6 protein-coding genes are annotated in these 11638 nt (G+C 70.7%); all 6 read right to left on the bottom strand.

Going from position 1 to position 11638, the window contains the following annotated elements; all coding sequences use genetic code 11:
• Nucleotides 1–10: 10 nt before the first annotated feature.
• Entirely contained in the window at nt 11–1636 is a 1626-nt protein-coding gene (locus tag LRA98_RS04660; RefSeq protein WP_238632543.1) for a GTPase family protein, read from the bottom strand.
• A complete protein-coding gene (locus LRA98_RS04665) occupies nt 1636–3306 on the bottom strand; it encodes a GTPase (protein ID WP_238632544.1) in 1671 nt (556 codons plus the stop codon). Before LRA98_RS04665 ends, LRA98_RS04660 begins: the two co-directional genes overlap by 1 nt.
• Before the next feature lie 107 nt (nt 3307–3413).
• Nucleotides 3414–5114, bottom strand: a complete 1701-nt coding sequence (locus LRA98_RS04670; protein ID WP_201242064.1) for an ExeM/NucH family extracellular endonuclease — start codon at nt 5112–5114, stop codon at nt 3414–3416.
• 34 nt (nt 5115–5148) lie between these two features.
• Entirely contained in the window at nt 5149–8265 is a 3117-nt protein-coding gene (locus LRA98_RS04675; protein ID WP_238632545.1) for an efflux RND transporter permease subunit, read from the bottom strand.
• Nucleotides 8262–9362, bottom strand: a complete 1101-nt coding sequence (locus tag LRA98_RS04680) for an efflux RND transporter periplasmic adaptor subunit (protein ID WP_238632546.1) — start codon at nt 9360–9362, stop codon at nt 8262–8264. The genes LRA98_RS04675 and LRA98_RS04680 overlap by 4 nt, the downstream gene beginning before the upstream one ends.
• A gap of 49 nt (nt 9363–9411) precedes the next feature.
• The coding region (locus LRA98_RS04685; RefSeq protein WP_338018546.1) for a RelA/SpoT family protein at nt 9412–11638 on the bottom strand (2227 nt) is incomplete at its 5' end.

Here is an 11638-nt window from a genome sequence, read left to right on the forward strand (position 1 = left end):
GCAGCCGCCCTCACCGGCGCCCCGACGCCGCCACCTCGGTGGCGGCGCTGCGGGTTCGGGCGCTCAGGCGCTGGCAACTGGCCAACTCCTCGTGCACGTCGGCCATCGCCCCCCCATCGGCCCCCGCCACCGCCTCGGCCAGCTGCCCGGCCAACCGCCGTGCGTGGCGCCGACCTCCGGGCCCGAGCAGTGCGCGCCCCAACCAGCCGAGCAGCAGGCTGGCCACACTGCCGCCGGCGAGCAGGGCAAAGGGCCAGCTGATCTCACCCGCCACCGCCGGCGCGGGCACGCTCGGCAAGGCCAGCCACTCGGCACCTCCCCGCGTGACCAGCCAGAGCCCGCCGAAAAGCGCGGCGGCCTCACTGGCGCCCCGTAAGGCCCCCACCCCCCGCCACCAGAGGCGCGGACGGGGCGACCAGGCCAGCTCGCCCAATCGCCCCCGCAGCTCGCCGGCGCGCGGCACCGCTGCAGTCACTGCCAGGCTGCGAAGCCGCTCTGCAGCCGGCTCCGGCAACCGCGCCGCGGCCGGCTCGATGGCCTGCAACAGGCCGTCACGCAGCAGCGGCTCGGCAACCTTCGGCCGCGGCAGCGCCGAGGTGGCGACGGCCGTGACCGCGGGACGCCCGCGCAGGCCCGAGAACAGCGCGCCGAGCAACCGCTTCAGCGGTGAGGCCACGGCCCGCATGCCGGCCTGACGATAGGCTCCGGCGGCACCGGCAAGCAGCTCGGCCTCGTTCACCGCCTGGCGCTGGGCTGTCACCAGCCTCTCGCCGTCGAGTTCGAGGCGCTCGGGATCGGGTAGACACGCCGCGCTCCGGCTGATCAGTTCGGTGACATCGGCACGGAGACGCTCCAGCGGCGCGCGGCGTTCATGCACCCGGGCAGCGATCCGCTCGGCCAGCCGGGAGACGCCCTCGCCCCCGACCGCGTCCGTGGCCAGCAGCTCCACCGCCTGCAGGCCCTGGCGGCCGAGCAGCTCTCGCAGGTGCTCCAGACAGGCATCCCGATCCGACGGGGTGAGACGATCGGCATGGTTCAGGGCGACCATCAGCACCTCGGCATGATGGGCCAGGCGGGCGAAGTACCCCTCATGGGCCAGCGCGTGGGCATACTTGAGCGGATCGACAACCCACAGCAGCAGGTCGCAGCGCTCGATCAGCCGCTCAGCCACCGCCCAGTGGTCCTGCACCACCGAATCCATATCGGGCAGGTCGAGGAGCACCGCACCATCCAGATCACTGCGTCCGCGACCATCCGGCACGCTACGCCGCTCGAAGACCTGTAGCCAGTCGAGCAGCGCTGCGACCCGGTCATCCTCGCCCACGGTCACTGCCACCGCGTGATCCGTCGTCGGCCGGCGTACCCCCGGGGCAGAGACCTCCTCGCCCACCAGGGCATTCACCAAAGAGGATTTCCCACTGCCGGTCCCGCCGGCCACGGCGATCACGACATGATCCCGTGAGCGGGCCAGACGCTCCCGGGCCCGTCCCTGCACATCCGCCATCTCGTCGACCAGCGTCGGCGGCAGGCGACCGGCACCGAGGCGATGCAGCGCCTCCAGGGTCTCCAGGCCGGTATCCACGTCGCTCGTCCCACGCGTGGCGACGCCGCTGCTGCTCGAGTCCAGCCGGCGCATCACAGCTCCCCCGCCAGCGCATCCCGCCGGGCCCGCACCGCATCCACCGCCTCCGGCGACGGGGCTGCCACAGTCAGTAACCGGTGGTAGACCTGCGCCTCGGACTCGGCGAGTTCGGCGACCCGGTTGTGGAGATCCTCGCGGATATCGGTGATGAGCTGATGGACGTTGCGTTCGCCGAGGATCCGCGAGAGGACCGTGTGGGTCGTGGTCGAACCTGCGGCGGTCAGGGCCAGCTCGCCGGTGCTCAGGCCGCCACTGAGGGTGAAGAGGACCAGAACGGCGCTGGTGAAGGTGGCATTGATGCCGGTGGTTGCCCGGCGGGCCCAGCTGAGCTTGGCCCGACCGATGGTGGCCACGTGCTCGGCGACCTGCTGCTCCCAGGCCGCCACCAGCGCCTCGGCATCCGCACGCCGGGCGACTGAACCTGCGGCACGCGGACGCGGCTCCCGGGCGAAGATGGCACGACCCACCGGTTCCTGCTGCCAGGCACTCTCCACGCCGGCAGCGGTCTGCTCGAGAACCGTGTGCAGCATCTCGGCGATACCAGCGCGGGCCTCCTCCTTGGCCTCCTGCTCCACCTGACGCCCCCCTCGGCCCAGCGGCAACCAGGCCAACCAGCGCCGCGGCGAGAGCTGACCCACCGCCGCATGGAGCTGGCGCTGCAGCCAGCCACTGCCGACCAGCTCGGTCCAGCGGCGCAGCACCTCCCGGCGCAAGGGCTCCCCCTCGTGGAGCTGGGTGAGCACGCGCTGCGGGACGTCGGCGTAGTCCTCTTCGACGGTGGCGGCCAAACCGCGGGCCGCAGCGCGCTCCGAATCGACCGCCTCAAGCAGGGCGTCGACCTCTGCCGGCAGATAGCGCACGGCACCGAGCACCGTACGGCGCCGATGGGCGGCACGCTGCTCCGCCGGGGCGAGGGCGCGGATCCGCTCAAGCACCGGCCCGGCCACCGACTCGGGCAGGCGCTCGCCGGAGACCGGCGCCGTGGGCAGGTGCGCCGTCTCGACGGTGCGGTGGCCGGCGGCGTCGAGCTTCTCGGCCAGGTCGGGGAGGATCTCGTGCGCCTCGGCATCACTGGCCTGGGTCAGCACGACCAGGGTCGAGACGTCCAGCTGCGCCGCCTGGCGCAGATAGACCATGCCCGCCTCGTCGGCGTAGGTGCGGGCGGTGGCCAGCCAGACCCAGACATCGGCCACCTCCAGCAGGCGCTCGGTGGCGGCGCGATTGGCGGTCTCGACGCTGTCCACATCCGGCGCATCCACCACCACCAGGCCCTCCGGCACCGACTCCAGAGGGGCCGTGCGCAGAGCGGCGCGTTCGGCCTCCGCGGCCAGGACGCCGCGGCGCAGCACCGTATCCAGATCGCCGGGGCGTCCGATCACCGTGGGCACCGAGGTGGTCGGCCGGCGCGCGCTGGTGGCGGCCACCGCCGAGCCGGCCAGCGTGTTGGCCAGGGTGGATTTGCCGGCACCGGTACCGCCGGCGAAGACCACCAGCAGGGGCTCATCCTCGCGCTCGAGGCGGGCGATGAGCCCGTCCATACGGCGCAGAAGCCGTTCCCAGGGCGGCAGCCAGGGGGCATCCCGGAGGCGGGCCGCCTCGCCGTCGAGGCCGAGCAGGTCGTGGCGGAGTTCGGTGAGGGTCTGCTGGAGCTCTTCGCGGTCCATCGCGACAAGATACAGGGAAACCCGGTGGATGTTCACGTACCCGGCCCGACATCCACCCCCGGGGGGATTACACGACCCCGGGCAGGCCCGCCGCCTGAGCCGGGCATCTATTCGACCTTCTCGAGGTCCACGGCGACAGGATCATGATCGGAGGAGCGGTAGGCGTCGTCGCGGACGCGCTGCGGGTCACTGTCGAACTCCAGAAAGCGCGGTTCGTCGGCGTTGATCGGATGCCGGTGAACCGCTGCCACGCGCCCGGCCAGCGCCGGGTGGGCCTGCAGATGATCCAGGTAGCCCGATTCACCACGGAAGACGTAGGTGTAGCGCTCGGGCCATGGCAGGTGCTCGGCGAGCAGATCCACCTTGCCCGCCGCGGCCAGGGCACGCGCCGGATCCTCGCCGCCGTAGGCGTTTAGATCGCCGGCGATCAGCACCGGCAGGAGCTCGTCGCGCTCACTGCGCCAGCGCTCGAGGTACTCGACCAGCGCTTCGGCTTGCTCGGTCCGGCGCCGGTTCCAGCACCCCTGGCCTCGATCCACGTCCCCGGCATCCGGGCAACGGGTTTTCGACTTGAAGTGGATGCCCGTCACGGCGAAGGGATCCCCACCCCCACGGGGTCGAAATGCGGCCAGCGGCGGCGGGCGGTGATGAACGCCCCGGGCATCACGAACGGTCCCGGTCAGCGGCTCGACCCGATCTTCGCGATAGGCCAGGGAGACCTTGATGGCGTCGCTGCCGGTCTCCCCGCCGCTGGCCAAGCGCCAGGGGTGGCCGGTGGCCGCAGCCAGCCTTTCGATGAAGTCCTCGGGGGCGTCCCGGCGATTCTCCATCTCCACCAGCACCAGCATGTCGGCGTGCAAGGATTCTGCGGCGGCGAGCAGCTTGGCCCGCTGGCGCTGCAGTTCTGCCCGGCTGGCCGCACCGCGCTCCCCCAGGGTGAGGAAGTAGTTCTCAACGTTGAAGGCCGCCACCCGCACCGTGCCCGGCTCCGGCGACGGCAGCGACCCGGGTCGCGGGTTGGACTGCTCGAACCCGGGGGGCTCGGTCGGGTGCAGGCGCCAGGCGCCGAAGGCGTGGGTCAGCACTCCGGTCAGGTCCGTCACCCGGCTCCCCACCCGCCGCGTGCCGTCGGCATCCAGGTGGGGTATGGGATCGGGCCGGCTCCGGTAGCTGCCGTCATCCAGACGCAGGCGTCCCGCGATCAGGGCCGGATCGTCAGGGCCGTGCCCAGGCAGGAAGTTGGTGGGGCGGAAGGCGCGCCGCTCAGGGGTCAGCTTCAGGGTACCGTAGCGCGCAAGCTCGTGGTTGCCGCTGACCACCATTGGCGGCCGGATGCGCACCAGCACTCCCTCCAGGCGCTCCGGATCGGCCGCCGGCCACGCCACGGGATGGGGGGCCAGCTCGGCCTCTCCGCAGTCGCGGACCGCCTCCAGCCATTCGAGCTGAGGCCGCCCGCGGTGTTCGCCGGCACGACCGGTGAGCAGGACCCGCCGGCCGGGCTCGATGCGTTCACGCTGCTCGGATGCCAGCTCGGGGGCATAGACGAACAGCCCCGCCGGCTTGCCGTCCGGGGCAGGCTCGACACTTTGGATGAAGAAGCCGTCCAGCCCGTCCTCACCGAGGAAGGCGCCGGTCACCACACCGCACACCTGGATCGTCTCGTCCGGAGCCGGGCGATCGTCTATCTGCCCGGCCACTTTGTGGACAGCGGTGGTCTCCGCGGAGGCACACACTCCGTCGGCGGACGCCGCGCCGCCGGCGAGCAGCAGCACGGCTCCGAGCAGAACCGGCGCCCATCCCGCTGCCATGCGTATTCCAGTCACCGTGGACTCCTCCCTGAGTTCACTCCCTCGCCCGCGGCGCGCCGTGGGCCCGTTCCAGGCGCTCCAGCTCGGCACCGACCACATTGACCGGGGTCGTGTACCGAGCCAGCCAGTCGTAAAGGACCGGGATGACGAACAGCGTCAACAGGGTCGCAAACCCCATGCCGCCGATGATCACGGTACCGATGGCGGCACGGCTCTCGGCCCCGGCGCCCAGCGCCAGAACCAGGGGGACCGCTCCGAAGACTGTGGAGATCGCCGTCATCAAGACGGGACGGAAGCGCAGCACCGCCCCGGCGTGGATGGCCTCGCGCACGCTGTAGCCCTGGTCCCGCAGCTGATTGGCGAACTCAACGATCAGGATCCCGTTCTTCGTCATCAGGCCGATTAGCAGGATCATACCGATCTGGCTGTAGATGTTCAGGCTGCTGCCGCCGAGCAGAAGCGCACCCAGGGCCCCAGTGATGGCCAGCGGCACCGCGGTCATGATGATCAGCGGATGGACGAAGCTCTCGAACTGCGCCGAGAGCACCAGAAAGACGATGAGCAGAGCCAGACCGAAGGTGAGGAAGACCGCCCCGCCGGCGCGCTTGAACTCGTCCGACAGGCCCAGGTAGCTGATCCGCGCTGTGGCGGGCAGCTCCTCGGCGGCCACCTGCTCGAGGTAAGCCAGGGCCGCGCCCAAGTCGTAACCCGGCGCCAGCGACGCGGTCAGCGTCACCGCCGGCAGGCGATCGACGCGGCTGAGAGCCGGCGGCGCGCCCTCCTCTTCTAAGGTGACTAAGGCCGAGAGGGGGATCAGCGCCCCGTCGTTGAGGCTGCGCACGTGCAGCCGGTCCAGGTCGCCCGGGTTGCGCCGATCCACCGCCTCGGCCTGGAGCATGACGTCGTACTCGCGCCCGCGGTCGAGGTAAGCGGTCACCGTGCGCGAGGCAAGCAGGGTCTGCACGGTGCGCCCCAGCGCCTCGGCACTGACCCCGAGGTCAGCGGCCCGGTCACGGTCGATGCGCACGTTGAGCTGCGGACGCGTGGCGTCATAGCTGCTGTCGAGGTTGACCAGGCGGGGATTTTCGTCCCGGGCCCGATCCAGGATGCGCTCGGTCCAGCCGGCTACCTCATCGTAATCGGTGCCACCGACCACGAACTGTACCGGCTGCTGGAATCCGCTCTGGCCGAGACCCGGGGGATTCACGGCGAAGGCGCGCACGCCGGGGACGCCCATCAGCCGCGGCATGGTCTCGGCGACAATCTGCTGCTGACTCCGCGAACGATCGCCCCAGTCCTCCAGGCCAACAATGATGAACGCGCTATTGGCGCGCCCGCCAAAGCCCAGGATGCTCAGCACCCGACGAGCCTCACCAGTCTCCTCGCGCAGCGGCCGCAGGATCTCCTCCAGCTCGCGTACGCCGGCATCGGTGTGCGCCGCGGTGCTGCCCTCCGGCGCGCTCGCCGGGACAATGAACACGCCGCGGTCCTCGGTGGGGGTCAGCTCTTGGGGCAGCGCCTGATAGAGCGCATAGGCGCCGACGGCGGCGGCCACCCCGACCCCGAGCACGGCGATGGGCGCCTGCAGCGCACCGCCCAGCGCACGACGATAGCCGCCGGTCAGGCCGGTGAAGAACCGCTCGGCAACCGCTTCGAGCCCCCCTGGCTGTGCCGCCCGGGGGCGCAGCCACTTGGAACAAAGCATGCCCGTCAGGGTCAGGGCAACGAAGCTGGAGAACACCACCGCCGCCGCCAGCACCAGCCCGAACTCGGTGAACAGACGTCCGACGTTCCCCTCCATGAACGCAATGGGCACGAAGACCGCCACCAACGAGATGGTGGTGGCAATGACCGCGAAACCCACCTGGCGCACGCCGCGGTAGGCGGCCAGCAGCGGCGGCTCGCCCTCGTCGATGCGCCGCTGGATGTTCTCCAGCACCACGATGGCGTCGTCGACCACCAGCCCGATGGCCAGGATCAGCGCCAGCAGCGTCAGGACGTTGAGCGAGAAGCCGAGCGGACCCATGACGATGAACGCGCCGATTACCGCCACCGGGATGGTCACCGAAGGGATCAGGGTGGCGCGCAGGCTGCGCAGGAAGACGAAGATAGTCAGCACCACCAACCCGACGGCGATCAGCAGGGTGCGCACCACCTCGCGGATCGACTGGCGCACGAACTGCGACTCGTCGTAGCCAACCACCAGACGCAGATCGGCGGGCAGCTGATCCTCGAGCCGGGCCATCTCGGCGAGCACGGCGTCGGCGACGGCGATGGTGTTGGCCCGGGACTGGCGAATGATCCCCAGCCCCACCGCGGTCTCGCCGTCCAGGCGCACGGCGGTGTCGTCATCCTCCACCCCGCGTTCGACCCGGGCTACCTCGCCCAGGCGGACCAGCTCGTCGCCGCGGCGCTCAATGACCAGGCGAGCGAAGTCGTCGCGATCGCGCAGCCGGGTGTCGGTGCGCACGGTCAGCTGCCGGGCCACCGACTCGATCTCGCCGGCGGGCAGCTCGATGTTCTCCCGGCGCAGGGCATTCTCCACGTCCTCGACGGTCAGGGCGCGGGCCGCCAGGGCCTCGCTGTCGAGCCAGATGCGCATGGCGTAGCGCCGCTCGCCGCCGATACGCACCCGCGCCACCCCGTCGAGTACCGAAAGCCGATCCACCAGATGACGGTCGGCGTAGTCGGTCATCTCCTCGGGGCTCATGCGGCTACTGCTCAGGGACAGCCACATCATCGGCCGGGCGTCGGCCTCGGTCTTGGCCACCACCGGGGGGTCGGCATCCGCGGGCAGGTCGTCGAGGATCCGTCCGATGGCGTCACGCACGTCGTTGGCGGCGGCGTCGATATCCCGGCCCACCTCGAACTCGATGTCGGTCTCGCCGCGCCCATCGCGGCTCTCCGAGGTCATCGAGCGGATGCCGTCGACACTGCTCACCGCCGATTCGATCAGCTCGGTGATCTCGGTGTCGATCACCGCCGGCGCGGCACCGGTGTAGCGCGTCTCGATGGAGACCACAGGGGGATCGATGTCGGGGTATTCGCGCACCGGCAGCTGGGCGAGGGAGGCGATGCCGAGGACGACGATCAGCACGCTGGCCACGGTGGCCAGCACGGGGCGGCGGATCGCGATGTCGGAGAGGATCAACGGGCGGCCTCGGCCAGGCCGTCACCGGTCGCTGCGGCGTCGGCCGACGGGTTGCGTACCCGCACCCGGGCGCCGTCGCTCAGACGCTGGTGGCCGAGGGCCACCACCCGGTCAGCGGCCTGCAGGCCGGCGACGATCTCCACCCGGCCGTCGCGGCGCTGGCCGCTCTGCACCGCCACCCGGTGGGCCACGCCATCGTCGACGCGGTAGACGTAACGCGCCCGGCCCTCGAGGATCAGCGCCTCCTCGGGGATGACGACGGCCTCGCGCTGGTCGAGCTCCAGCTCGACCTGCAGGAACATGCCCGGTTTGAGACGCCCGTCCGGGTTATCGATCTCGGACTCCAGGCGCAGTGTACGGGTGATCGGGTCGACACGACTGTCGATCCGGCGCAGCTCCCCGGAGAAGGTGCGATCGGCGAACCCAGCGCTGGTGGCCGTCACCGGCAGCCCGGGCTCGAGCTGCCCGAGCAGCCGCTCCGGGACCGAGAAACCGACACGCAGGGTGGTAGTATCATCGAGGGTGGTGATGACGGTCTGCGGGTCCACGTAAGCACCGAGGCTGACCTCGCGCATCCCGGTTACCCCCTTAAACGGAGCCCTGATGCGGCGCTCACGCAGCTGGGCCTCGGCCACCCGGACCTGGGCGCCGGCCACGGCGACACCGGCCACCAGGGTATCCAGATCCTGCTCGGTGGCGTCTCCGGTCTCGCGCAGGGAGCGCGTTCGACGCAGCTGCGCCTGCAGGTCCTCCAAGTGGGCCTGGGCCTCCTCCAGCACCGCTTGCTCCCGCTCGGCATCCAGCTCCAGCAGGGTCTGTCCGGCCCCCACCGCAGCCCCCTCCTGGAAACCGATGGCCGTGACCCGTCCGGCCGCCTCGGTGACGACATCGACAGCCTCCCGGGCGCGGGTGGTTCCGGTCGCCCGGAAGGTATCGCGGATCGTCGCCCGCTCTGCACCGGCGGTCTCGACCACCGCCTCGCGCCCCGCCGGGGGGCCACCCGCGGGCGACGGCTCGCCACGCGTCAGCCAATAACCACCGGAGGCCACCCCGGCAATCAGCAGGGCGGCGAAGAGGATCTGGTAAGCGGGACGCATGGTGACTCCTGGCAGGGACCGTCGATAGCCAGGGTATATTAGCGCCCTCTCATGTGCCGCGCCACACGCGCTCCACCCGCTCACTGGCCGAGAGCTTGGCCATCAGCCGGGAGAGCTGCTGGACGTCGCTGACCTGCACATCGATATCGATGCGGTAGGCGTCCGCCGGTTCGGCGTGGGTCTGCACGCCGTCCAGGCGCACCCCCTCGTGGCCGCACAGGCGGGTGATCTCGCTCAGTGGCCCGTCAAGCACCCCGGTACGGACGTGGATGCGCACCGGATAGCGCCCGGCCGGAGCCGTCCGCCAGTTGACGTCGAGCAGACGTTCCGGCTCCCGTTCCCGCAGCTGCTCCACATTGCGGCAGTCCTGACGGTGGATCGTCACCCCCGAGCCCCGGGTGATGAACCCGATGATCGGGTCCCCGGGTGCCGGGGCACAGCAGCGGGCCATACGGGTCAGCAGGTTGCCCACGCCCTCCACGGTGACGTCATCGTCACCGCCCGGTTTCTCGGGGCGGCGGGCCCGCTCGGGCGCCGCCGGGGGCTCCGGCTGCTGCGGCAGCAGCCGGTCGCGCAGCAGGGCCGCGATCTGCCCAGAGGTCACTTCGCCCCGGCCTAGGGCCGAGAGGAACAGCTCCGCCCGGGCGTAGCGGCTACGCCGGACCACCTCGTCGGTGCTCACCTCCTCCAGCCCGAGACGGCGCAACTCCTTGTCCAGCGCCTGGCGCCCTGCCGCCACGTTCTTGTCGTGATCGCGCTGCCGAAACCAGGTGCGTACCTTGGTGCGCGCTCGATTGGTGTAGAGATACCCCAGCTCCGGGTTGATCCAGTCGCGGCTTGGCCGCTCCTCGCGACTGGTGAGGATCTCAACCCGATCGCCGTTCTCCAGGGGGCGGGTCAGCGGCGCGATCCGGTTGTTGATCTTCGCCCCGCGACAACGGTGGCCCAGGCCAGTATGGATGTGGTAGGCAAAATCCAGCGCCGTCGCCCCCCGCGGCAGGTCGATCACGTCTCCCCCCGGGGTGAGGGCGTAGACCCGATCAGCGAAGACCTCGGCACGGACACGATCAACGAAATCCCCCTCGTCGTCGTCCTCGCGCCCCCACTCGAGGATCTGGCGCAGCCACGCGATCTTCTGTTCAAACTCCGCGTCCTGCCTGCCGCCCTCCTTGTAGCGCCAGTGGGCGGCGATCCCCAGCTCCGCCTCGGCGTGCATCTCGTGGGTACGGATCTGCACCTCCACCGCCTTGCCCTCGGGGCCGGCCACCGCGGTGTGCAGCGAGCGGTAGTTGTTCTCTTTGGGGGTTGCGATGTAATCGTCGAACTCCCGCGGGATCGGCATCCACAGGCCGTGGACGATCCCCAGGGCGGCGTAGCAGGCGCGCTCATCGTCGACGAGGATACGCACGGCGCGCAGGTCGTAGAGGTCGTCGAAGCGCAGCCCCTTGCGCTGCATCTTCCGATAGATGCTGTAGATATGCTTGGGGCGACCGTAGACCTCGGCATCGAGGCCCGCCTCGTCCATGGCCGCCTGCAGCTGGCTGCAAACCTGCTCGATGTAGGCCTCGCGATCGCGCCGGCGCTCGGCCAGGCGCTTGGCGAGCTCCATGTAGGCCTCCGGCTCCAGATAACGGAACGCCAGATCCTCCAGCTCCCACTTGAGCTGCCAGATACCCAGCCGATTCGCCAGGGGCGCATAGATATCCCGCGTCTCGCGGGCCAGGCGGCTGCGCTCCTCCTCGCCGAGCCCGCGGCAACTGCGCAGGTCGTGCAGCCGCTCGGCCAGAGCGATGAAGACCACCCGGACATCCCGGGCCATGGCTAGCAGCATCTTGCGCAATCCCTCAACCCGCTCGCCCTGAATGGCCGACTCAAGCTCGGCGGAGTCACGGAACCGGCCGATGCCGTGCATGCGGCACACCCCTTGGGCGAGTTCGGCGATGTCGGGACCCAGATACTTGCCCAGCCCGGCGATGGCGCCCTCCTGCAACTCGGGCAGATCGTGGATCAGCGCCGCCGCCAGGGTCGCGGCGTCCAGGCCCAGCTCGGCAAGGATGGTCGCGGTGTAGACAGCGTGGGCGAAATACGGCTCGCCGGAATCGCGCAGCCGCTCCCCGTAACCGGCCCGCGCACGCGCCCAGGCGCCCTCGAGCAGCTCGCGGTCGGCGTCGCTGAGCGACACCGGCAGGCGGTGCAGCCAGGCGGCCGGCTCCAAGGTGGTGACGTCGTCGATGTCGGCTAGGGCGGATTGGACCATGGGCCTCGGGGGTTCAGGG

This window comes from Halorhodospira sp. M38 (assembly GCF_022227985.1).
Classification (GTDB): domain Bacteria; phylum Pseudomonadota; class Gammaproteobacteria; order Nitrococcales; family Halorhodospiraceae; genus Halorhodospira; species Halorhodospira halophila_A.